The organism is Elstera cyanobacteriorum (assembly GCF_002251735.1).
GTDB lineage: Bacteria > Pseudomonadota > Alphaproteobacteria > Elsterales > Elsteraceae > Elstera > Elstera cyanobacteriorum.
The window spans coordinates 139,264-161,949 of sequence record NZ_NOXS01000031.1 but is presented as its reverse complement, the minus strand read 5'-3'; the positions used below and the strand labels follow the sequence as shown (position 1 = coordinate 161,949).

Genomic DNA, 22,686 nt, shown 5'->3' with positions numbered 1-22,686 from the left:
CGTTATGCGATTGCGCCCCTCGCGCCCCTTCCGGGTGCGGGGTTCAATTGCTTTGGACCGAGGATACCCGATGCGACCGACCTATCGCGCCCTAATCACCACCGCCCTCGCTGCTCTGACCCTGCCCGCCTGGGGCCAGGGGATCGGCACGCCACCCGCCGACAGCGTCACGGTTCTGGAGCCGGTGAATGTGACCGCCCAGCGCCTGCCCAGCCGCAGCGCCGAAACCGGCAGCGCGGTGACCGTCATCACCCCAAGCGAGATGGAAAAGCGCGGATCGGTGGAGGTGCTGGACCTGCTGAAGCGCGCCCCCGGCGTGTCGGTAGCCCGCAACGGCGGGTTCGGCGCCACGTCCAATCTGCGCATTCGCGGTTCCGACGTTGGGCAAGTGCTGGTGCTGATCGACGGCGTGCGCGTCAACGATGCCGCCGACGCCAGCGCCGCCTATGATTTCGCCGGGCTGACCGCCGATAGTGTAGAGCGGATCGAAGTGCTGCGCGGCCCGCAGTCGGCGCTGTATGGCAATGATGCGATGGGCGGCGTCGTCAATATCATCACCAAAAAAGGGCGCGGTCCCGCCAAGATTACGGCAATGACCGAAGCAGGCAGCTATCAAACGTTCCGCCAGCAGGCCGGGATTTCCGGCGCGCAGGATGGGTTCGATTACGCCCTGACCGCCGCTCATAGCCAAACCAAGGGCTTTTCCCGCATTTATGCCGGGCCAGAAAAAGATGGGGCGGAGCAGGCCAGCATCACCGGGCGCGGGGGTTATCGCTTCAACGAGACCTTCCGCCTGGGCGTTTCGGGCGGCTATCAGCACCTTGAATCGGACTTCGACCCCAGCGCCACCCGCGACGGTCCGGCGGTCGCCACCTCGAAGAAGCTCTTCGGGCGGGTCGACGGTACGGCCACGCTGCTCGATGGCCGGTTCGAGAATATCCTATCGTTGACCGCCAGCGATACCGACCGGGATTACGACGAACCCTTGGGCTTCTATCGCACCTCGCGCTACGAGGGGCAGACCTATGGCGCCGAGTATCAGGGCAATCTGACGCTGTTCGGCCAGGATGTTCTGACCGGCGGCCTATCCACCCGCACCGACAAAGCGCGCACGACGACCAACGGCAAGGCCGGGCCGCGCTTCAGCCAGGATACCAACAGCGTCTTCGGGCAATATAAGTGGAAGGCGACGGAAGCCTTCACCGTCACCCTCGGTGGGCGCTACGACGATGTGGAAAGTTTCGGCGGCAAAGGCACCTACCGGCTGACCGGTGCCTATCGCATCGCCAGCACCGGAACCACGCTGCGCGCGAGCTATGGCACGGGCGCCAAGGCGCCGACGCTGTTCCAGCGCTTCGATCCGCTCTACGGCAACCGCGCCCTCGACCTTGAAACCAACAAGGGTTTCGATGCCGGGATCGAGCAAGAGATCGGCAAGACGCTGACCGTCTCAGCCGGGGTCTTCCATACCCGCTACCGCAACCTTATTCAGTATCAGGGCCTTGGCTATACCAACATCGGCCGCGCCACCATGCGCGGGGCTGAATTTGGCGTGACGTGGAAGCCGCTGAGCGATCTCAGCCTCGCCGCCAATTACACCTATCTCGAAGCCGAAGACGCTAGCACTGACCAGCGCCTACCGCGCCGCCCGAAGCATACGGTGAACCTGACCGCCGATTACGCCGTCACCGAAAAATGGCAGGTCGGCGGGGCCATGCGCTTCGTGACCGAGCAGAACGACAATAGCTTCTCCAGCGATAAAATCCCGCCGGGGCTGATTTTCGATGCGCGCACGGCCTATCAGGTGATGCCCTGGGCGCAAATCTACCTGCGCGCCGATAATCTCTTCGATGCCGATGGCCGCGAATCCGCCCGCTACCGCGCGCCGGGCCGGTCGGTCTTCGCTGGGGTGAAGGCGGAGTTTTGATCAACCGGACGAACCCGTTAGGGGCGCGCCCCCCGGCAGGCGGCTGATGCACGCGCGGCTTTTGCTCGCCGCCCTCGCCGGGGTCGCGGGGCTGATTAGCCTGTTTTGGGGCGCATTGCCGTTGCGGCCGGAGACGGTCGTGCGTGGGCTGCTGGGCCAGGGGGACGCCGTCTTGATCGTGCGGGAAATCCGCCTGCCGCGCGCCGGGCTGACCCTGTTGATCGGTGGCAGCCTCGGCCTGTCCGGCGCGGCCTTGCAGGGGTTGCTGCGGAATCCGTTGGCGGAACCCGGCCTGCTGGGCGTCTCGGCCTGGGCCGGGTTGGGCGCCGTGCTGGCGCTCTATTTCGGCCTATCCGTGGCGTGGCCCTTCGCGCTGCCTTTGGCGGCTTTGGCTGGCGCGGCGGTTCCTGCTGGGGCGCTGCTGGCGCTGGCGCAACGCGACGCGCGGACCGGGCCGATGATCCTGGCGGGGATCGCCCTCTCCTCCTTCGGCGGAGCTTTGACGGCGCTGGCATTGAACATGGCGCCGAACCCCTATGCGCTGTCGGAAATGATCCTGTGGCTGCTCGGGTCGGTGCGCGATCGGTCCTTGGACGATCTCACGTTGGTCTTGCCCTTCGTGCTGGCAGGCTGGGCGATGCTCCTATCCTGCGCGCGGGATTTGAACGCCCTCACCTTGGGGGACGAGGCGGCGGTGAGCCTGGGCGTGCGCCTGCGCTGGCTGAAGCTGCGGCTGATCGCCGGGGTATGCCTATCGGTTGGGGCGTCCGTCGCCGTGGCGGGCAGCATCGGGTTCATCGGCTTGGTGGTCCCGCATCTGGTGCGCTGGATCAGCGGCCCGGCGCCGGGGGCGGCCTTGCTGCCGTCGCTGCTGGGTGGCGCGGCCTTGCTGACCCTGGCCGATCTCGCCGTGCGGCTGCTCCCTAGCAGCGGCGAGTTGCAATTGGGCGTGGTAACGGCGCTGATCGGCGCCCCGGCCTTTATCACCCTGCTCTGGCGCTATCGGGGGCAGGCATGATCCGGGCGGTAGGCATCAGCGTCGCCCTCGGCGCACGACAACCGCTGCGCGGGGTCGATTTCGATGCAGAAGCCGGGCAGGTGACGGGAATCATCGGCCCCAACGGATCGGGCAAGACCACGCTGCTGCGCGTGCTGGCGGGCGTCCAGCCCCCAAGCGCCGGGCAGGTGTTCCTTGAGGAGACACTGCTTTCTACGCTCTCCCCCTCCGCGCGCGCGCGGCGTCTCGCCTACCTGCCGCAGAACGGCACCGTCGCGTGGCCGCTGCGGGTGCGGGAGGTGGCGGCCCTCGGGCGGTTGCCGCTCAGCCCCGCCCCGCTCGACCGGCCCACGGCGGAGGATCGCACTGCCATCGCCCGCGCGCTCGACCGCGCCGCTTGCACGTCCCTCGCCGACCGGCCCTTCCCCGACCTCTCGGGCGGTGAAAAAGCTCGCGCCCTCTTGGCCCGCGCCCTGGCGACCGAAGCGCCGATCCTACTGGCCGACGAACCGGTGGCCGCGCTCGACCCGGCCCATCAGGTGAAAATCCTGACCAGCCTGCGGGCGGAGGCAACGCGCGGCGGCTGCGTTGTGCTGGTGCTTCACGATCTTTCGCTTGCCGCGCGCTTCTGCGACCGGCTGGCGCTGCTGACCGACGGCACTCTCGCCGCCGCTGGTCCAACAGCGGCAGTTCTGACCGCCCCGCTGCTGGAAGCGGCTTTCGGTACCGGCTTTCACCGCGACTTCACCGGCCCGGTTCCCGTGCTGGTGCCCACCCATGCGCTCCCCTATGCGAAAGAAAATCCCGATGCCGGTTGAGCTTTCGGTCTGCACCTCCTGCCGTCTTGACCGCTCCGGCCCCTATGATGCCGAGAAGACCGACGGCAAACCCTTCGCCGCCTTGGTTGAAACTGAGGTTGGCGAGGAAAGCGCCATTGCCGTGCGGCGCATCGGTTGCCTGCTGCAATGCACCCTCGCCTGTTCCGCCGGGCTGACCGCGCCGGGGAAATGGAGCTACGCTTTCGCCGGGCTGCCGCCGACCGCCGAGGGCGCCGCCCTGCTGACCGCCTTTGCCCGGCTCTATGCGGAAAGCGAGGATGGCGTCGTTCCCTTTGCGCGCTGGCCCCAGGGCATACGGGCGCATTTCAACGCTCGCCTGCCTCCTATGTCGAAATAGAGCGGTATGCGCCTCTCGCATACCGCTCTAAAGCCGTCATTGCGGCGGCGGCCAAGGCTGCGGAGCAGCCGCCCGGCGAGGGCAAACAAAAAGCGAGAGCACCTGCAATGTGCTCTCGCCAGGCGAATTTGCTTGGCAGAGGGGGCATGCTTCGGCTTATCTGACGCGCCCGCCATTTCCGTAACCATGACTGGCTTGCCGTGACGAACGCCTCGGTATCTTTTGCGCCTGCCGTTTCGGCGCCCGCCACCCCGACGCTGCTGCCGACCGGGCTGCGCGACGCCCTACCCCCCGAAGCCGAACATCAGGCCGCCTGCGTCGCCGATCTGTTGCGCGGCTTTGCCGCCGAAGGCTATGAGCGCGTCGAACCGCCCTTGGTGGAGTTCGAAGACTCGCTGCTGGCCGATGCCGATACCAGTGTCGCCCGTCAGACCTTCCGGCTGATGGACCCGGTATCGCAGCGCATGATGGGCGTGCGGCCCGACATCACTATCCAGGTCGCGCGCATCGCCACCAGCCGCCTTGCCCATCGGCCGCGCCCGCTGCGCCTCGCTTATGCTGGGGACGTGCTGCGCGTAAAGGGCAACCAGTTGCAGCCGCAACGCCAGTTTACCCAGGTCGGGGTCGAGTTGATTGGCGCGGCCTCCGTCGCCGCCGATGTGGAAGTGATCCGCTGCGCGCTCGATGGGTTGAGCCGCTTGGGGGTTGCCGGGTTGACGGTTGATCTGACCGTTGCCGCCCTGGTGCCGCAACTCTTCGACCTCTATGGCCTGCCCACCGCCCAGCGTGCGACAGTGCGCGATGCGCTGGACCGCAAAGATGGCGCCGCTGCGGCCGAACAGGCGGGGCCACTGGCCGATCTTCTGACTGGGCTGCTGGCCGCCACCGGCCCGGCGCGCGCCGCGCTGATGCTGCTAACCTCGCTCGATCTGCCCGACGCCGTGCAGCCGCTGCGCCGCGATCTGACGGAGGTTGCCGAAGCGCTACTGCATCAGGTGCCGCAAGTGGGGCTGACCGTCGATCCCATTGAAGGGCGCGGCTTTGAATATCACACTGGCGTCGGCTTCACCCTGTTCGCCCGGCAAGTACGCGGCGAACTCGGGCGCGGCGGGCGCTATCAGGCCGGGGTCGATCCCGTTGAAGCCTCGACCGGCGTGACGCTGTTTATGGACGCTATTCTGCCCGCCGTTCCGGTCCCCGCGCCGCGCCAGCGGCTGTTTCTGCCAGCCGGAACGCCGGTGGACGTGGGCCGCAGCGCCCGGGCCGACGGCTGGGTGACAATTGCCGGGCTTGACCCGAAGGAAGCGGCGGAAACCTCCGCCAAACGCTTGAACTGCCAGGCGATTTATCGCGATGGCCAGATTGTGGAACTTAAGGAACGCGCATGAGCCACGTTGTCGTAGTCGGCTCCCAATGGGGGGACGAGGGGAAGGGCAAGATCGTCGATTGGCTGTCGGAACGCGCCGATGTGGTGGTGCGCTTCCAAGGCGGTCATAACGCCGGGCATACGCTGGTGATCGACGGCACCGTCTATAAGCTGTCGCTGCTGCCCTCGGGCGTGGTTCGCAAGGGCAAGCTGTCGGTGATCGGCAATGGCGTCGTCGTCGATCCCTGGGCGTTGCTGGCCGAAATCGACCGGATCGCCGCACAAGGCGTAACGCTGACGCCGGAGAACCTGCGCGTCGCCGATAATGCCGCCCTGATCCTGCCGCTGCACGCCGCCATCGACCGCGCGCGCGAAGAGGCCAGCGGCGCCGCCAAGATCGGCACCACCGGGCGCGGCATCGGCCCGGCCTACGAAGATAAGGTCGGCCGCCGCGCTATCCGCGTCTGCGATCTGGCCGATCCGGCTGAACTCGAAGCGAAGCTCGACCGGCTGCTCGCCCATCATAACGCGCTGTTGCGCGGCCTTGGGGCGACGGAGATCGATAAGGCCGAAATCCTTCAGCAGTTGACCGACCTCGCCCCGCGCCTGCTGCCCTTCGCCGGGCCGGTCTGGCGCCTGCTGGACGAGGCCCATAAGACCGACAAGCGCATCCTGTTCGAAGGCGCGCAAGGGGCGATGCTGGACGTCGACCACGGCACCTATCCGTTCGTTACCTCGTCCAACACCGTCTCGGGCCAAGCCGCCGCCGGGTCGGGCCTGGGGCCGTCGGCGCTGTCCTATGTGCTGGGCATCACCAAAGCCTATACCACTCGCGTCGGGTCCGGCCCCTTCCCGACCGAACTCACCGATGAAATCGGCGAAACCATCGGCGCCAAGGGCAAGGAATTCGGCGTCGTCACTGGCCGTAAGCGCCGCTGCGGCTGGTTCGATGCGGTCATGGTGCGGCAAGCCATCAAGACCGGCGGCATCACCGGCATCGCCCTGACCAAGCTCGACGTGCTGGATGGGTTCGACGAGCTGAAAATCTGCGTCGGCTATCGCCTCGATGGGCAGGAACTCGACTATCTCCCCGCCCTCGCCAGCGCGCAGGCGAAGGTGGAGCCGATCTACGAAACCCTCGAAGGTTGGTCGGAAAGCACACAGGGTGCCCGCTCCTGGGCCGATCTGCCTGCGACCGCGATCAAATACATTCGCCGCCTGGAAGAACTGGTAGAATGCCCAGTCGCCCTACTCTCGACCAGCCCGGAGCGGGACGACACGATTTTAGTGCGCGATCCGTTCCATCCGTAAGCCTTTGTTTCGGGTCGACTCTTAAGTAATACGCTTTGACCCGAAAAACTTGTTGGAACCTACGGCGATTCCACACAGAATAGGATCGCATTGGTGTGGGCGGGACTCGATCTTTCGGGGGCCGCCCATATCGTAATGGCAGAATGTGGCACGCGGGCGGTATCCACCGTCGGCCGCCTCTCAGAATGAGTGGCACACGATGGACTTGGCTGAGTCGGACATGCTTGATCACGATCAACCGCAAGAGGCGGCAGACCCTGCCCCCGCGGATGACCGCGATGAAGAACAGGAAACGCGATCAGACGCTGTTATCGAACTGAAACAGCGGTTCTTGGTCTATTCCGATCAGGCGCTGCCGCAGTTAAATAGCGGCGAAGCGATTGCCTACCACGCGCAGTTGAAAGCCGATACGGCGCGGCCTTTCTACGCCCTGCTGCCGCCGGATGATGTTCCGGCCCGGACGGATATGCTGGATACCATCCGTAATCTCAGCGTGCCCGGCATGCTGAAACTGGCGGAATGGGGTAAGATTTATTGGCCACCGGAAAAGCGCCATCGCTTCGTGATCGTTCTGGAACGGCCCGGCGGTGTGCGCGTTTTCCCCGATCTGACTGTGCCGCAAGCGCCAACCCAGGAAGAGGATTTGATCTCCGGCTTCCTGACCTCGCTGATGCCGATGGTACGGGAATTCACCGGGCGTATGCTGTCGCATCGCGCCATTCGCCCGGACAATCTTTTCTACGCCGACGCGGGTCGCCGCTCGATGGTGCTGGGCGAATGTGTCTCGTCGCCGCCGGCCTATGGTCAGCCTGCCGTTTTCGAGACGATCGAAAGCGCGATGTGCCACCCGACCGCACGCGGGAACGGCAATAACACGAACGATCTCTACGCCTTGGGCGTGACGATGCTGTTCCTCATCCTTGGCCGCAACCCGGTGGCTGATTTGGATGACGACCGGATCTTGGCGAATAAGATCGAGTTCGGCTCCTACGCCACCCTCGTGGGGCAAGCGCGCATTCCGCTGTCGTTGATGGAACCGCTGCGCGGTCTCTTGACCGACGACCCGCGCGAACGCTGGACGTTGCAGGATCTCGATATGTGGCTGGCGGGCCGCCGCCAGTCGCCAAAGCAGCCGAAGCTACCGCAACGCGCCTCCCGCCCATTCGTGTTCAACGAGGTCGAGTATTTCAATACCCGCAGCCTCGCGAATGCCTTGGCCAAGGATTACATCAACGCCGTCACCGTCGTGCGCTCGAAGCAACTCGATGCGTGGCTGCGCCGCAGCCTGAACGACGAAGCCCGTGCCGAAGCAATGCAGCAGGCGGTTTCCTCGACGGCCAATCACATCAGCGCTGGGCGCGGGTCGGAAGACCGGCTGGTCGCCCGCGCCTGCGTGCCGCTCGATCCGTCCGCGCCGATCCGGTACCGGGGATTCGGTCTTAGTGTCGATGGGATTGGTCCGGCCCTGGCCGCCGCGCTGAATAACCGCGAACGCCGCCAGATGATTGCCGAGGTGATTTCCTCGCGCCTGCCGGTGCATTGGGTTTCGGCCCAAGCCAAGCCGCGCCCGGAAGATCTGCGGGCGGTTCAATTACTCGACCGGCTGCCGGCGATGATCGACAATCCGGCCATTGGCTATGGGGTCGAACGCGCACTGTACGAGCTGAACGTCGGCGAACATTGCCATAGCCCGATCTTCGAGCGGGATTATGTCGCCGATCTGTCGCATATCGTTCCGGCCCTGGAACGGGTTGCCCGGCGCAACAATCGACCGGAAACGCCGCTCGATCGTCATATCGTTGCCTTCGTCGCCGCCCGCGCGCGCCGGATGAACGATGAGGTGGTTAAATCCCTCCAGAACCCGGATACGGCAACGCGCGCGCTTGCGACCCTGCGCCTGCTGGCCTCCGTGCAAGACCAGACGAACAGCGGCCCCGCCCCGGCTTTGGCGCAATGGATGGCGGGAATGCTGGGCGGGGTCGTCGGCTCCTACCACCACCGCAAGCGCCGGGAAAAAATCGGCGAGCGCGTACGCCGGGCCGCGATGGACGGGCAAATGTCCGAACTGCTGTCGGTGGTGGATGATGAGTCCGAACGCGCCGCCGATACGCGCGGCTTTAACGAAGCTGCGTCGGAATATCGTGCCATTGAATATCAGCTCAAGCAGTTCGAAACCGAAAAACCGCGCCGCGATGAAGACTCCCGCCATTTCGGCGAACAATTGGCCGCCGCCATCGGCGGGCTGTTGGTTAGCGTCGTGACGGCCGTCACGATCTTCGCGACGATGATGTAAGGAAAGCGCGTTATGGCCGATATGCTCCGCCGACCGGGCCCGTCCCGGGGTCAAAAAAAGCGCTCCAGCCCGATGGCCTTTTGGGCCTGGATTGTTGTGCCGCTGCTGATCGTCGTCGCCTGGAAAGTCGCCGTTCTCGTCGTGCTTGGCATGCTACCCACGCTGGTCGCGCTGATCATCGACCGCCGCCCGGAAAAATATGCGGCCTATTGCGTCGGCGGGTTCAACCTCTGCGGTCTCGTGCCTTGGGTGGTGAAACTCTTCGTCGATGGCCAGAGCAGCGTTGCCTTGCAGCATATTATGACCAATCCTTTCTCTTGGTTGGTGATCTATGGGGCTGCCGCTATCGGCTGGCTGGTCTTCTCCTGGACGCCGGAACTGGTACTGCGGATGACGGCATTCCGAGACCGCCAGGAAATCGCCTCGCTGCAAAAGCGCCAGGAAACCCTAGTCGAAGAATGGGGCCCGGACATTATCCCGCCGCGCGCCGAAGAGTTTTAAGCCCCCTCGGTTTCCCACAAAACGCCGCCCCCACCGGGCGGCGTTGTTATTTGGGGGGTTCGAAATAGGCGAGATACCGCCGCAGCAAATCATCAAGCTGGTCGAAATCCTCGGCGCTGAGCGGCGCGGTGATGGCCGCTTGGGTCGCCACATGGCTTGTAACCGCCGCATCAACCAACTCGCGTCCGGCCGGGGTCAGCGTCACGATGACACTGCGCCCATCGTCTGGGTTAGGCTGCCGGGACACCAGCCCCAGCCGTGCTAACTGATCAACCCGCGTCGTCATCGTGCCGGAAGTGATCATCGCCGTGGCCAGCAACTCCCCCGGCGAGAGGGCAAAGGGCGGCCCCGCCCGCCGAAGCGTCGCGAGAATATCGAAGTTTGGCGCCGACAGCCCATGCTGGGCCAAATTGCCTTCGATCTCTCGACGCAAATGCACCTGCAAACGGGCCATCCGCCCCAAAAGGCCCATCGGCGTGACATTGAGGTCGGGGCGTTCTCGGCACCACTGCGCCAAAATCTGATCGACGGCATCCATCGCTCTACAGAAACGGTAATTTATCTTGACGTCAAGACAGATCAGTTTATCTTGATCTCAAGATATAAGGAGACTGCGATGGCCGAGCGTGCCGATCTTGCCCTAACCGCCCTCGCCCCGGCGATCTGGGGCAGCACCTATCTGGTAACGACGGAACTGCCGCCGCCGGGCTATCCGCTAACGCTATCGCTCCTGCGCGCCCTCCCCGCTGGGCTGCTGCTGCTTCTCCTCGTGCGCCAACTGCCGACCGGCCTGTGGTGGAACCGCGTCTTCCTGCTCGGGGCGCTGAATTTCTCGATTTTCTGGGCGTTGTTGTTCGTCGCCGCCTACCGGCTGCCGGGCGGGGTAGCCGCGACCGTCGGGGCGGTGCAGCCGCTGATCGTAGTTGGGTTGGAACGGCTGTTCTTCAATGCACCGATCCGCCGGGTCTCGGTCATCGTCGGTCTGGCGGGGATTGCGGGGGTCGCGCTGCTGGTATTGACGCCGAAAGCGGGCCTCGATCCCATCGGGGTAGCCGCCGGGCTGGGCGGCGCGGTCTCAATGGCCTGCGGAACCGTGCTCACGCGCTACTGGCGCCCGCCCGTTTCGGCCCTGACCGTCACCGCCTGGCAGTTGACGGCGGGTGGCCTGCTGCTGCTGCCCGTCGCCCTACTGCTGGAGCCAAGCCTACCGATGCCCAGCCTGAAGAACCTTGCAGGCTTTGCCTATCTTGGCCTGATCGGCGCGGCGCTGACCTATATCCTGTGGTTCCGGGGGATCGGTACCCTGCGCCCCAGTTTGGTCGCGCCACTCGGTTTTCTGAGCCCGCTGATGGCCGTGCTGCTGGGCTGGGGCGTTCTTGGGCAAAGCCTGACCCCCGCGCAGCTCGGCGGCGTCGCCATCGTGCTTGGCAGCGTCTGGCTTAATCAGCGGGCCGCCCAGAAAGCCTAGGCCGGATCGGGGGCGATCATCTTCTCCGGGCGCACCAGCGCATCGAACTCGGCATCGGTCACATAGCCGCCGCCCACGGCTTCCTCGCGCAGTGTGGTGCCATTCTTATGGGCGGTTTTGGCAATCTTGGCGGCGGCGTCATAGCCAACCTTCGGCGCCAGGGCTGTCACCAGCATCAGCGAGCGGTTCAGCGCCGCCTGGATATTGTCTTCGCGCGGCACGATGCCGGTCACGCAATGGTCGGTGAACGACCGCGCGGCATCCCCCAGCAACTGCACCGATTGCAAGAAGTTATAGGCCATCACCGGGTTAAAGACGTTCAGCTCGAAATGCCCCTGGCTGCCCGCGAAGGTTAGCGCGGCGTGATTGCCGAAGACCTGGCAGCAGACCATCGTCAGCGCTTCGCATTGGGTCGGGTTAACCTTGCCGGGCATGATCGACGATCCCGGCTCATTCTCCGGCAGCGCCAATTCGCCCAAGCCGGAGCGCGGGCCGGAGCCGAGGAAGCGAATATCATTCGCGATTTTGAACAGGCTGGCGGCCACCGTATTGATCGCCCCGTGGGTCATCACCATCGCGTCATGGGCGGCCAGGGCTTCGAACTTATTCGGTGCGCTGGTAAACGGCAGGCCGGTCAGCGCGGCGATCCGCGCCGCCACCCCTTCGGCGAACCCGTGCGGGGCGTTCAGCCCGGTGCCGACCGCCGTACCGCCCTGGGCCAATTGCATCAGCAGCGGCAGGGTCTGTTCGATCCGGTGGATGCCATTTTCCACCTGCTGGGCATAGCCCGAGAACTCCTGCCCCAGGGTCAGCGGCGTCGCATCCTGGGTATGGGTGCGGCCGATCTTGATGATATGGCCCCAGGCCGCCGCCTTCGCCGCCAGCGCCGCGTGCAGATGCTTCAGCGCCGGGATGAGGTGGTGGACCACCTGCACCGCCGCGGCAACATGCATCGCCGTCGGATAGGTATCGTTGGACGATTGGCTCATATTCACATGGTCATTGGGATGCACAGGCTTTTTTGAGCCTTTTTCCCCACCCAAGAGCTCGATCGCGCGGTTGGAGATCACTTCGTTGGCATTCATATTGGTCTGGGTGCCAGAGCCGGTCTGCCAGACCACCAGCGGAAAATGCGCGTCGAGGTGACCGTCGATCACTTCCTGGGCCGCCGCAACGATAGCGTCTTTCAGCCCCGTCTCGAGCTTGCCCAGCGCATGATTAGTTTCGGCGGCGGCCCGCTTGATCACACCCAAGGCCCGAACGACCGGCACCGGCTGTTTTTCCCAGCCGATCTTAAAATTCCCGATGGAGCGCTGCGACTGCGCCCCCCAATAGACCGAGGCATCGACCTCGATGGGGCCGAACGTATCCGTTTCAATGCGCGTCGCCATATCTCACCTGTTCTAAAGGGCCAAGGGGCGGCCCGGACTATCGCTCAGATTGGCGCGCCGATGGGGGAGAACAAGGAAAAATAAGACTAAGTCGCAAAAATCGCTCAAAAAAAGGGGGCCGCAGCCCCCGACACGCTGTGATTAAAGCGGCGGCTGACCGTAGCCGCGCGTGAGCGCCACCATCATCGTGATCGCGCAAGGCACCAGGATCAGCGCGGTGAAGAAGATCACCTTCGGGCCGAAGATCAGCGCGCTGAGGATCAGGGCCAGCAGCAGATTGATCACGAACAGGGTGGCATTATCGATCCCGTCGGGCTTGCGCGGGGCGTCTTCAAGGTGCATCGCAACCAACTCCGTCCAAAACTCGTCAATAACCGCTGAATTCAAGCGATTTTGAGCGTTGTAACAAAGGTGCGCTGCAAAATCACTGCGACAGAAGGGCCGCCGGGGCATAGCTGCCCCGACGCTTAGGCGGCCTTGACCCCGCGCAGGAAGCCATCGACGACAGACCGCAGTTCGGATGCCTGCTGCGACAGGCCCTGCGCCGCGGCCAGCACCCGCCCCGCGGTAACCCCCGTCTGGCCGGCCACATCGGTCACCCCGCCAATCGTCTCGGAAATCTCCTGCGTGCCTTCCGCAGCCTGCTGGACGTTGCGGGCGATTTCGGCGGTCGCGGCGGCTTGCTGCTCGACGGCAGCGGCCACCGCCGTCGCAATCTCGTTGATTTCGGAAATCCGCCCGAGAATGCCGTTGATCGCCGTCACCGCATCTTGCGTGACCGACTGGGTTGCCGAAATCTGGCGGTTGATCTCCTCCGTCGCCTGCGCCGTTTGATTGGCGAGACTCTTCACCTCATTGGCGACGACAGCAAAGCCCTTCCCGGCCTCCCCAGCCCGGGCAGCTTCGATGGTGGCATTGAGCGCGAGGAGATTGGTCTGCGCCGCAATTTCGTCGATCAACCGCACGACAGTACCGATGCGCTCGGCGCTCTCCAGCAACCCCTGCACGGTCGCCGTCGTCGCTTCCGCTTCTTGGGCGGCTTGGGCGGAAATTTCGCTGGATTGCGCCACCTGCCGCCCGATTTCGCGGATGGAGGAGGAGAGTTCGTCGGCGGCCACTGCCACCGTATGGACATTCTCCGACGCATGCTCGGTGGCCGTTGCCACGACCTGCGCCTGCCGATTGGTCTGTTCGGCATTGGCGGACATGGTTTGCGCCGTCACTTCCATTTCCTGCGAGGCGACCGTGACCGACGATAGAACGCCGGAAATCGCCCGGTCGAAACTGCCGGTCAACTGCTCCAGCGCCTCGGCCCGCGCCGCCCGCGCCGTCAAAGCCGCTTCTTCTGCCGCCGCCAAGGCATCGGCGCGCAGGGCGTTATCCTTGAAGACGTGCAAGGCCGCCGCCATCGAACCGATTTCATCGCTGGACACCGGCGGGACAGCAACCGCCCGGTCACCATCGGCCAGCGCCCGCATCACCTTCGTCGTGGCCAGCAGGCGCGCGATGATCTGGCGGTTGACGTAGAAGGACCCGATAGCGAGCGCCAATACCAGCGCCCCCGCCGCAACAACGATCATCGTGCTCATGCCCGATTTTACCGCCGCGTCTACCTCCGCCGTTGCCTGATTGACCCCCGTCCGGGCCTGGCTAACAAACCCGGCAATTTCCTTGCGGACCGATTCGACGACGCTGAGGTTGGAGGTCAGCATATAGTCGCGGTCCTGCATATCGAAGAAACGGTTGCGCTGCGCTTCGAACAGGTTGGCCGCCATCGCGGCCTTGACCCGCTCAACCGACGCGAGGAACTGGGTTTGATCCTCTTGATCCAAAGCCCCAATCAACCGGGATAGGCGGTTCCATTGATGCTCCGCCTGCGCTTTCAGCCCATCGATTTCGCTATCGCTCTGCACCGTCAAGAGGTTCCGCACTTGACTAGAGAGTCGTCCGGCGAACTGAACGATGGTTGATCCTTCGTCGGTGCCACGCAGCACCCGCGCCGCCGTCACCCCAATGTCGCCGACCGCCCCATCAAAATCACCCAAAGCCTTCTTAAGCTGGATGTCGGCTTCGACCGCCGAGCTATTTGATTTATCAATCGCAGCCAGATTGCGCAGCAAATCGTCGATGTAATTCTTCAGATTACTGACCGCCGTGGGGGAAATGCCCCCCGCTTGCAAGGCGGCGATCAGGCGCAGGGCTTCGGCCTTGTCCGGCTCGATCTGGGCGCGCACGGCATTCCGTGCGTCCGCCGTGGGGGCCGCCACCACGGCGGCCCCAAGGCCGACCAGTTTTTCGCCCTGGGCCTGAAGCTGCAAAGCAACTTCGATCTGCGGCAGCCGGTCGTTCACGACCGTATCCATCCGCACCATCACCGTCTGGAACGCAACCCAGGCCGCCGCCGTGGCGAGAATCGGCAAGAAAGAAATGACCCCGAAGGCAAGCCATAGCCGTCCCCGAACCCCCAACGCTCCCGATTGCCGCATTCCGTTGCCCCTCCTGGCGTTAATTTTTGTTGGTTCGAATTTATGACAGTTTTGTGTGATACGCCAGAAACAAGAAAGAACCCCAGGCGGTAAAACCACCCAGGGTTTGCAGATAGAGGTTGAGATATAACCTAAAAATCAGATATTGCGCGGTTTTTTGGCGATTAGGTCCAGCACCACCTGGGCGGCATCCAGAACATTGGTCCCCGGTCCGAAGACCGCCGACACCCCGGCATCGAGCAGGAACTGATAATCCTGGCGCGGAATCACGCCGCCGCAGATAACGACGATATCGCCGCCGCCCTTGTCCTTCAGGGCCTCGATTAGTTGCGGCAGCAGCGTCTTATGCCCAGCAGCCAGCGAGGAAACGCCGATGGCGTGGACGTTCGCGGCCAGTGCCATGTCGGCCGCTTCCTCCGGCGTTTGGAACAACGGCCCGGCAACAACCTCAAAACCGATGTCTGAGAAGCCGGAGGCGATGACCTTCGCCCCCCGGTCGTGCCCATCCTGCCCCAGCTTGGCCACCATGAGCTTTGGTTTGCGCTTCAGTTCTGCGGCATAGGTGTTGAGGCGCTCCTGCAGCACGGCCATTTCCGGCTCGCCCTCATAGGCTTTGCCGTAAATATTGGTCACGACTTCCGGGGTTGCGGCGTGATTACCGAAGACGGCGCGCATGGCGTCGGAAATTTCCCCGACCGTCGCGCGGGCGCGGGCAGCCTCGACGGCAGCGGCCAGCAGATTACCCGTACCGCTGCGGGCAATGTCTTCGAGCGCCTTCAGGGTTTCAGCGACTTTTTCGGCGGAGCGGCGGCGCTTGGTTTCTTCCAGCCGCTTTATCTGGGCGAGGCGAACGGCAGTATTGTCGATCTCCAGAATGTCGATCGGCTGCTCGTTTTCCAGCCGGTACTTATTGACGCCGACGATCACCTCGTCGCCCTTATCGACCGCCGCCTGACGGCGCGTCGCGGCTTCTTCGATCAGGCGCTTCGGCAGGCCTTTGTTGACCGCCTGGGTCATGCCGCCCATCGTCTCCACTTCCTCGATCAGCGCCCAGGCCTTTTCGGCCAGTTCGTTGGTCAGGGACTCGACGTAGTAAGACCCCGCCAGCGGATCGACGACTTTGGTGATCCCGGTTTCGTGCTGAAGGATCAACTGCGTATTGCGGGCGATGCGGGCGGAAAATTCCGTCGGCAGGGCAATCGCCTCATCAAAGGAATTGGTGTGCAGCGACTGGGTGCCGCCCAAGGCCGCCGCCAGCGCCTCATAGGCGGTACGGACGATATTATTGTAGGGGTCTTGCTCCTGCAACGACACGCCGGAGGTCTGGCAATGGGTGCGCAGCATCAGGGAGGATGCTTTTTTCGGCGCAAATTCCTTCATGATTCGCGCCCACAGCAGGCGGGCGGCGCGCAGCTTCGCGGCCTCCATAAAGAAATTCATACCGATGGCGAAGAAGAAGGATAGCCGCCCGGCAAACTCATCGACGTTCAGGCCCTTGGCCAGCGCCGCGCGCACATATTCCCGCCCGTCCGCGAGCGTAAAGGCAAGTTCCTGCACCAGCGTCGCCCCGGCTTCCTGCATATGGTAGCCGGAAATCGAGATAGAGTTAAAACGCGGCATTTCTTTCGCGGTATATTCGATAATATCCGCGATGATCCGCATCGACGGTTCGGGCGGGTAGATATAGGTATTACGAACCATGAACTCCTTCAGAATATCATTCTGAATAGTCCCCGACAGGTCGGCCCGCGATACGCCCTGCTCTTCCCCGGCGACGATGAAATTGGCGAGGATTGGAATAACCGCGCCGTTCATGGTCATGGAGACCGACATATCCTGCAAGGGAATGCCGTCGAAGAGGATTTTCATATCCTCGACCGAATCGATGGCGACACCCGCCTTCCCCACGTCCCCCACGACGCGCGGATGATCGGAATCATAGCCGCGATGGGTCGCGAGATCGAAGGCGACCGACAGGCCCTTCTGCCCCGCCGCCAGGTTCTTACGGTAGAAAGCGTTGCTTTCCTCCGCCGTCGAAAAGCCCGCGTATTGGCGCACGGTCCAGGGGCGGCCCGCGTACATGGTGGCGCGCGGCCCGCGGATGAAGGGATCGAACCCCGGCAGCGCGTCGAGATGGCCGATGCCGTCAAGATCGTCCTTGGTATAAAGCGGTTTGACGGCAATCCCCTCCGGCGTCTCCCAAATCAAGGTTTTGGGCGAAACCTTCAGTTCTTTTTCCGCCAGCGCTTCCCAATCCTGGACGGTCTTTTTCTCGGTCATGGCCTTATCCCCCGCGCGGCTTATTCGAATTCCAGGATCAGTTCATCGACGGCCAAGCTGGCCCCCGCCTTGACCGCGACGCGCTTGACAACCCCTTGGCGTTCGGAGCGCAGGATGTTTTCCATCTTCATCGCCTCCACCGCCGCCAGCGCTTGACCCGCTTCCACCGTCTCGCCTTCCTGCACATGGATGGCGGTAATCACCCCCGGCATGGGGCAGAGCAGCATTTTGGAGGTATCGGGCGGCAGTTTGACCGGCATGAGCGTCGCAAGCTCGGCAACCCGATGGCTGCGCACGCGCGCCACAAGATCGATCCCGCGCAGGCGCAAGCGATACCCGCTGCCGGGAACCGGATCGACCTTCACGCCGTAGGAAATACCATCGACCGTAAAGCGCGCATGGGTGCGGCCCGGCGTCCAGTCGCTCGTCACCGACAGGGTTGTGCCGCCGTCGAGCGTGACCAAGGCCCCATCCTGGCGCGGTTCGATGCTGGCAGCGATACTGGCCGCGCCCAGGGTGACCCGCCACGACCGGCCAATCACCCGGCGATGGTTGGACAGCGCGCCGGAAATATCGGCGGCGCGTTCTTGCGTGGTTTGATGCAGGACGGTGGCAATCGCCGCCAGGGCCTTGGCCTCGTCGGCGCTGGGGTCAACGCCCTTGAAGCCTTCTCTGAACTCTTCCGCGATGAAGGCCGTGGTCAACCGCCCGGCGCGGAAACGTTCGTGCCGCATCACCGCCGATAGGAACGGCAGATTATGGCCGATGCCTTCCACCTCGAAATCGTCCAACGCCACCGACATGGCATCAATCGCCGTTAGCCGGTCTTTGCCCCAGGTGCAGAGCTTGGCGATCATCGGATCGTAATACATCGAAATCTCGCCGCCTTCGAACACGCCGGTGTCGTTGCGGACGATGGTGCCATCGGGCTGATGACCTTCCACCGGCGGGCGGTAGCGCGTGAGGCGCCCAATGGACGGCAGGAAGTTGCGGTACGGGTCTTCGGCATAAAGGCGGCTTTCCATCGCCCAGCCGGTCAGTTTCACGTCGCCTTGACCGAAGCTGAGCTTTTCGCCCGCCGCGACGCGGATCATCTGTTCCACCAGGTCGATGCCGGTGATCAACTCCGTTACCGGATGTTCAACCTGCAAGCGGGTGTTCATTTCCAGGAAGTAGAAGTTCCGCTGGCCATCGACGATGAACTCCACCGTCCCGGCGGAGAAGTAACCGACGGCGCGCGACAGGGCCACCGCCTGCTCGCCCATCGCCTTGCGGGTGGCCTCGTCCAAGAACGGCGACGGCGCTTCTTCAATCACCTTCTGATTGCGGCGCTGGATGGAGCATTCGCGCTCGCCCAGGTACAAGATATTGCCGTGCTTATCGCCGAGCACCTGGATTTCGATGTGGCGCGGCTCCGTCACGAATTTTTCGATGAAGATGCGGTCGTCGCCGAACGATGCCTTCGCCTCATTCTTCGACGATTGGAAGCCTTCGCGCGCTTCTTCGGCATTCCAGGCGATGCGCATACCCTTACCGCCGCCCCCAGCAGAGGCTTTGATCATCACCGGATAGCCGATGCTGTTGGCGATTGTCACCGCTTCTTCAGCATCGGCGATCAGGCCCATATGGCCCGGCACGGTGGACACCCCGGCTTCCGCCGCCAGTTTTTTCGAGGTGATCTTATCGCCCATCGCCTGCACCGCGCGCACCGGCGGGCCGATGAAGGTCACGCCTGCCTTTTCCAAGGCTTCGGCGAAAGCGGCATTTTCCGAGAGAAAGCCATAACCCGGATGGACGGCATCGGCCCCCGTTTGGCGGATCGCCTCTAGGATCTTATCGATGACGATATAGGACTGGCTGGACGGCGCCGGGCCGATATGCACCGCCTCATCCGCCTCGCGCACGTGCATCGCATCGCGGTCGGCGTCGGAATAGACCGCCACGGTGGGAATACCGAGCTTCTTCGCCGTGCGGATGACGCGGCAGGCGATTTCGCCCCGGTTGGCAATCAGAATTTTTTTGAACATCGTGCGCCGCTCCCGGCTGATTAATCGTCTTGGCTCGAAGCCCCCGCCGGACCTGCCGCCCCGCTGCGCTCTTAAGTGGCGCGGCTGGGGCGGCAGCGGCCGGGGCCTCCCCCTCGGCTCGATCCTCTGGGTTACAGAGGAATGGTGTCGTGCTTGCGCCAGCGGCGCTCCGCGCTCTTATTCCGTAAGGAGGCGAAGGCGCGGGCGATGCGGCGGCGCGACGAATGGGGCATAATCACCTCGTCGATAAAGCCGCGTTCCGCCGCCACGAAAGGATTGGCGAACCGCTCTTCATATTCCTTGGTGCGCGCGGCGATCTTTTCCGGGTCGCCCAGTTCGGAGCGGTAGAGAATTTCCGTCGCGCCCTTGGCGCCCATCACGGCAATTTCGGCGGTCGGCCAAGCGTAATTGATATCGGCGCCAATGTGTTTGGAGGCCATCACGTCGTAAGCGCCGCCATAGGCCTTACGGGTGATCAGCGTCACCATCGGCACGGTCGCTTCCGAATAAGCGAACAGCAGCTTCGCCCCGTGCTTGATCACCCCGCCATATTCCTGAGCGGTGCCCGGCAGGAAGCCCGGCACGTCCACCAGCGTTAGAATGGGGATCGAATAAGCGTCGCAGAAGCGCACAAAGCGGGCGGCTTTCCGCGAGGAGTCGATATCGAGGCACCCCGCCAGCACCATCGGCTGATTGGCGACGACGCCGACCGTCGAGCCTTCGATACGGACAAAGCCGGTGATGATATTCTTGGCAAACTCCGCCTGGATTTCGAAGAAATCGCCCTCGTCGGCCAGCGCGAGGATCAGTTCCTTCATATCGTAGGGCTTGGTCGAACTATCGGGGATCAGCGTATCCAGCCGCGCTTCCAGCCGATTGGGATCATCGTGGAACGGTCGCACCGGCGGCTTCTGGGTATTGTTGAGCGGCAGAAAATCAAACAGCCGCCGCACTTCCTCGAGCGCGATCACATCGTTTTCATAGGCGCCATCGGCGACCGACGATTTCCGGGTATGGGTCGACGCCCCGCCCAATTCTTCCGCCGTCACGATTTCATTGGTGACCGTCTTCACCACATCCGGCCCGGTGACGAACATGTAGGAACTGTCGCGCACCATGAAGATGAAGTCGGTCATTGCCGGGGAATAAACCGCCCCGCCTGCGCACGGCCCCATGATCACGGAAATCTGCGGCACGATGCCAGACGCATCGACATTGCGGCGGAACACTTCGGCATAGCCCGCGAGGGAGGCGACGCCTTCCTGAATGCGCGCGCCGCCGGAATCGTTCAGCCCAATGATCGGCGCGCCGTTGCGCATCGCCATATCGGTGATCTTGCAGATTTTCTCGGCGTGAGTTTCGGACAGCGAGCCGCCGAGGACGGTGAAATCCTGGCTGAACACGTAAACCTGCCGCCCGTTAATCGTGCCCCAGCCGGTCACCACCCCATCGCCCGCCACCTTCTGCGACGCCATGCCGAAATCGGTGGCGCGGTGGGTGACGTACATATCGTATTCTTCGAAACTGCCCTCATCGAGCAAGACTTCGAGCCGTTCGCGCGCGGTTAGCTTGCCTTTGGCGTGTTGGGCTTCGACGCGGCGTTCGCCGCCGCCTGCCCGGGCTTCCGCCCGCCGAGCTTCTAATTGTTCGAGAACCGCGCGCATGTGTTGGTTTCCTCCCCAAACTCGGACAGCGGCAGTATCCACAACCGCCGCGCACAGGCATAGGGGCAATGGGCCGCAGGGGAAAGGATTGATGGGTGCGGCTGTAAACCGTATAAATACGCAAACAGTAAATTGCGAATTTGCGAAAATGGCCGTCGGCAAACTCTACATCGGGCGCAAAGTGCGCGAAATCCGCGACGCGGCAAGGGCGACGCAAAGCCAGTTTGCCGAGCGTATCGGCATTTCTACGAGCTATCTCAATCAGATCGAGAATAACCAGCGCCCGGTTTCGGCCGCCGTGCTGCTGGCGCTGGCGGAAAAGTTTCAGATCGATATTGCCGAACTCTCCACCGGCGAAGGCGACCGGCTGCTGTCCGCCCTGTCGGAAGCCCTGTCCGATCCGTTATTCGAGACCTACAGCCCCAGCGTGCAAGAACTGAAGCTGGTGGTGCAGAATGCCCCCGGCCTTGCCCATGCGCTGATCACCTGCCATCAGGCCTATCGGCGCAGCAGTGAACAATTGGCCGGGGTCGATGAAACCCTGGGCGGCACCGGCAGTCTTGCGGAAACCACGCCTTACGAGGAAGTGCGCGACTTTTTCCATTTCGTGGATAATTACATCCACGATCTCGATGTGATGGCGGAAAAACTCGCGGAACGGCTGGGCCTCGGTGCGGGCGACAATTACGCCATTCTGACGGGTTTTCTCGATAATGATTTTGGCGTGCGGGTGGTGCGCGGCGCGGCGGGGGATGAAAGCCTACGCCAGTTCGACGCGCGCGCCCGGCTGCTGACCCTGAACCCCTATGCGCCGCCGCCGACGCGCGATTTTCAGATCGCCCTACAAATCGCGCAGCTTTACGCCGCACAGGCGGTGGATGGGATCGCGGGCAATGCCGGGTTTCGCACCGAGGAAGCCTATGAGATTTGCCGTATCGGCCTACACAATTACTTTGCCGGGGCGCTGCTGCTGCCCTACCGCGCCTTTCTGATCGAAGCGCGGGAGTTGCGCCACGATCTCGACCTGTTGGCCGTGCGCTGTGGCGCGTCGCTGGAGCAAGTATGCCATCGGCTCTCGACCTTGCAGCGCCCGGGCCTGAAGGGCATCCCGATGTTCTTCGCCCGCATCGACCGCGCCGGGAATATCACCAAGCGCCATAGCGCGACGAAGCTGCAATTCGCCCGCTTCGGCGCCGCCTGCCCGCTGTGGAACGTGCATCAAGCCTTCGAAACGCCCGGCCAGATCATCCGGCAATTGGCGGAAACCCCCGATGGCGCGCGCTATCTGTCGCTCGCGACGCAGATCACCAAAGGGCGCGGCGGCTTCCGCGCGGTGCAGCCGCGCTATGCTTTGGCCTTAGGGTGCGAGATTTCCTATGCGGATAGTTTCGTTTATGCCGACGATCTCGACCTCGGCAACCGCTCTGCCTTCGAACCGATTGGCATTTCCTGCCGCATCTGCGAGCGCACCAAATGCCCGAGCCGCGCCATGCCGCCGCTGAAGCGCAAGCTGACCGTCACCCACGATCAGCGCGGCGCCCTGCCCTATCGGCTCACTTAGAGCGCTTTCCGTTCGCTTTGGCTCACNTCTCGACCTCGGCAACCGCTCTGCCTTCGAACCGATTGGCATTTCCTGCCGCATCTGCGAGCGCACCAAATGCCCGAGCCGCGCCATGCCGCCGCTGAAGCGCAAGCTGACCGTCACCCACGATCAGCGCGGCGCCCTGCCCTATCGGCTCACTTAGAGCGCTTTCCGTTCGCTTTGGCTCACGACAAGCGCTCTAACCTATTATTTTATA

The 22,686-nt window shown here is 63.5% G+C and carries 18 protein-coding genes; 11 read left to right on the top strand and 7 right to left on the bottom strand.

What is annotated here, in order from left to right; genetic code table 11:
- Nucleotides 1-70: 70 nt before the first annotated feature.
- The 8 genes from CHR90_RS08115 to CHR90_RS08080 all read left to right on the top strand — a co-directional run bounded on the left by CHR90_RS08115 (nt 71) and on the right by CHR90_RS08080 (nt 9,571).
- Nucleotides 71-1,927 (top strand): TonB-dependent receptor plug domain-containing protein, encoded by a 1,857-nt coding sequence (locus tag CHR90_RS08115; protein ID WP_170941344.1) that lies wholly within the window; start codon nt 71-73, stop codon nt 1,925-1,927.
- Between the two features lie 46 nt (nt 1,928-1,973).
- Entirely contained in the window at nt 1,974-2,945 is a 972-nt protein-coding gene (locus tag CHR90_RS08110) for a FecCD family ABC transporter permease (protein ID WP_094408485.1), read from the top strand.
- Entirely contained in the window at nt 2,942-3,742 is an 801-nt protein-coding gene (locus tag CHR90_RS08105; RefSeq protein WP_094408484.1) for an ABC transporter ATP-binding protein, read from the top strand. Before CHR90_RS08110 ends, CHR90_RS08105 begins: the two co-directional genes overlap by 4 nt.
- Complete coding sequence (locus CHR90_RS08100) at nt 3,732-4,100, top strand: DUF1636 family protein (protein WP_170941343.1); 369 nt, start codon at nt 3,732-3,734, stop codon at nt 4,098-4,100. Before CHR90_RS08105 ends, CHR90_RS08100 begins: the two co-directional genes overlap by 11 nt.
- Before the next feature lie 200 nt (nt 4,101-4,300).
- Nucleotides 4,301-5,488: an ATP phosphoribosyltransferase regulatory subunit gene (locus CHR90_RS08095; RefSeq protein WP_094408482.1), complete on the top strand. Its 1,188-nt coding sequence runs from the start codon at nt 4,301-4,303 to the stop codon at nt 5,486-5,488.
- Nucleotides 5,485-6,777, top strand: coding sequence for an adenylosuccinate synthase (locus CHR90_RS08090; protein ID WP_094408481.1), 1,293 nt, complete (start codon nt 5,485-5,487; stop codon nt 6,775-6,777). Before CHR90_RS08095 ends, CHR90_RS08090 begins: the two co-directional genes overlap by 4 nt.
- A gap of 220 nt (nt 6,778-6,997) precedes the next feature.
- Complete coding sequence (locus tag CHR90_RS08085) at nt 6,998-9,070, top strand: protein kinase family protein (protein ID WP_094408480.1); 2,073 nt, start codon at nt 6,998-7,000, stop codon at nt 9,068-9,070.
- Between the two features lie 72 nt (nt 9,071-9,142).
- The gene (locus CHR90_RS08080; protein WP_141210907.1) at nt 9,143-9,571 is read left to right on the top strand and encodes a hypothetical protein; all 429 of its coding nucleotides are present in this window, start codon (nt 9,143-9,145) and stop codon (nt 9,569-9,571) included.
- Between the two features lie 46 nt (nt 9,572-9,617).
- Here CHR90_RS08080 and CHR90_RS08075 read toward each other — a convergent pair whose 3' ends face one another.
- Entirely contained in the window at nt 9,618-10,109 is a 492-nt protein-coding gene (locus CHR90_RS08075) for a MarR family winged helix-turn-helix transcriptional regulator (RefSeq protein WP_094408478.1), read from the bottom strand.
- Between the two features lie 78 nt (nt 10,110-10,187).
- Between CHR90_RS08075 and CHR90_RS08070 the strand changes: the two genes are divergently transcribed.
- Nucleotides 10,188-11,039 carry an EamA family transporter gene (locus CHR90_RS08070; RefSeq protein ID WP_094408477.1) on the top strand — a complete coding sequence of 284 codons (852 nt, stop codon included), beginning with the start codon at nt 10,188-10,190 and terminating at the stop codon, nt 11,037-11,039.
- Here the strand turns inward: CHR90_RS08070 and fumC are convergent.
- From fumC to CHR90_RS08040, 6 genes are all read right to left on the bottom strand, one after another.
- On the bottom strand, nt 11,036-12,430 hold the full coding sequence (fumC, locus tag CHR90_RS08065) for a class II fumarate hydratase (protein WP_094408476.1): 1,395 nt from the start codon (nt 12,428-12,430) through the stop codon (nt 11,036-11,038). The two genes, CHR90_RS08070 and fumC, sit on opposite strands and share 4 nt — an antisense overlap.
- A gap of 141 nt (nt 12,431-12,571) precedes the next feature.
- A complete protein-coding gene (locus CHR90_RS08060; protein WP_094408475.1) occupies nt 12,572-12,772 on the bottom strand; it encodes a hypothetical protein in 201 nt (66 codons plus the stop codon).
- A 125-nt stretch (nt 12,773-12,897) separates the two neighbouring features.
- Complete coding sequence (locus tag CHR90_RS08055; RefSeq protein ID WP_094408474.1) at nt 12,898-14,916, bottom strand: methyl-accepting chemotaxis protein; 2,019 nt, start codon at nt 14,914-14,916, stop codon at nt 12,898-12,900.
- A gap of 138 nt (nt 14,917-15,054) precedes the next feature.
- Nucleotides 15,055-17,196, bottom strand: coding sequence for a methylmalonyl-CoA mutase (gene scpA / locus CHR90_RS08050; RefSeq protein WP_094408473.1), 2,142 nt, complete (start codon nt 17,194-17,196; stop codon nt 15,055-15,057).
- Nucleotides 17,197-17,216: 20 nt separating this feature from the next.
- Nucleotides 17,217-19,223, bottom strand: a complete 2,007-nt coding sequence (locus CHR90_RS08045) for an acetyl-CoA carboxylase biotin carboxylase subunit (protein WP_094408472.1) — start codon at nt 19,221-19,223, stop codon at nt 17,217-17,219.
- 131 nt (nt 19,224-19,354) lie between these two features.
- Nucleotides 19,355-20,887, bottom strand: a complete 1,533-nt coding sequence (locus CHR90_RS08040) for an acyl-CoA carboxylase subunit beta (RefSeq protein WP_094408471.1) — start codon at nt 20,885-20,887, stop codon at nt 19,355-19,357.
- Nucleotides 20,888-21,035: 148 nt separating this feature from the next.
- Here CHR90_RS08040 and CHR90_RS08035 point away from each other — a divergent pair, with 148 nt between their 5' ends.
- Together CHR90_RS08035 and CHR90_RS19925 are read left to right on the top strand one after the other, a co-directional pair.
- Nucleotides 21,036-22,448: a helix-turn-helix domain-containing protein gene (locus CHR90_RS08035; protein ID WP_094408470.1), complete on the top strand. Its 1,413-nt coding sequence runs from the start codon at nt 21,036-21,038 to the stop codon at nt 22,446-22,448.
- Nucleotides 22,414-22,632 (top strand): short-chain fatty acyl-CoA regulator family protein, encoded by a 219-nt coding sequence (locus CHR90_RS19925; RefSeq protein ID WP_094408669.1) that lies wholly within the window; start codon nt 22,414-22,416, stop codon nt 22,630-22,632. The genes CHR90_RS08035 and CHR90_RS19925 overlap by 35 nt, the downstream gene beginning before the upstream one ends.
- Nucleotides 22,633-22,686 lie beyond the last annotated feature (54 nt).

Bases quoted from the DNA above. Each gene is read 5' to 3' on its own strand.
- CHR90_RS08115 (WP_170941344.1), top strand. From the start codon at position 71: ATGCGACCGACCTATCGCGCCCTAATCACCACCGCCCTCGCTGCTCTG.
- CHR90_RS08110 (WP_094408485.1), top strand. From the start codon at position 1,974: ATGCACGCGCGGCTTTTGCTCGCCGCCCTCGCCGGGGTCGCGGGGCTG.
- CHR90_RS08105 (WP_094408484.1), top strand. From the start codon at position 2,942: ATGATCCGGGCGGTAGGCATCAGCGTCGCCCTCGGCGCACGACAACCG.
- CHR90_RS08100 (WP_170941343.1), top strand. From the start codon at position 3,732: ATGCCGGTTGAGCTTTCGGTCTGCACCTCCTGCCGTCTTGACCGCTCC.
- CHR90_RS08090 (WP_094408481.1), top strand. From the start codon at position 5,485: ATGAGCCACGTTGTCGTAGTCGGCTCCCAATGGGGGGACGAGGGGAAG.
- CHR90_RS08085 (WP_094408480.1), top strand. From the start codon at position 6,998: ATGCTTGATCACGATCAACCGCAAGAGGCGGCAGACCCTGCCCCCGCG.
- CHR90_RS08080 (WP_141210907.1), top strand. From the start codon at position 9,143: ATGGCCTTTTGGGCCTGGATTGTTGTGCCGCTGCTGATCGTCGTCGCC.
- CHR90_RS08075 (WP_094408478.1), bottom strand. From the start codon at position 10,109: ATGGATGCCGTCGATCAGATTTTGGCGCAGTGGTGCCGAGAACGCCCC.
- CHR90_RS08070 (WP_094408477.1), top strand. From the start codon at position 10,188: ATGGCCGAGCGTGCCGATCTTGCCCTAACCGCCCTCGCCCCGGCGATC.
- fumC (WP_094408476.1), bottom strand. From the start codon at position 12,430: ATGGCGACGCGCATTGAAACGGATACGTTCGGCCCCATCGAGGTCGAT.
- CHR90_RS08060 (WP_094408475.1), bottom strand. From the start codon at position 12,772: ATGCACCTTGAAGACGCCCCGCGCAAGCCCGACGGGATCGATAATGCC.
- CHR90_RS08055 (WP_094408474.1), bottom strand. From the start codon at position 14,916: ATGCGGCAATCGGGAGCGTTGGGGGTTCGGGGACGGCTATGGCTTGCC.
- scpA (WP_094408473.1), bottom strand. From the start codon at position 17,196: ATGACCGAGAAAAAGACCGTCCAGGATTGGGAAGCGCTGGCGGAAAAA.
- CHR90_RS08045 (WP_094408472.1), bottom strand. From the start codon at position 19,223: ATGTTCAAAAAAATTCTGATTGCCAACCGGGGCGAAATCGCCTGCCGC.
- CHR90_RS08040 (WP_094408471.1), bottom strand. From the start codon at position 20,887: ATGCGCGCGGTTCTCGAACAATTAGAAGCTCGGCGGGCGGAAGCCCGG.
- CHR90_RS08035 (WP_094408470.1), top strand. From the start codon at position 21,036: ATGGCCGTCGGCAAACTCTACATCGGGCGCAAAGTGCGCGAAATCCGC.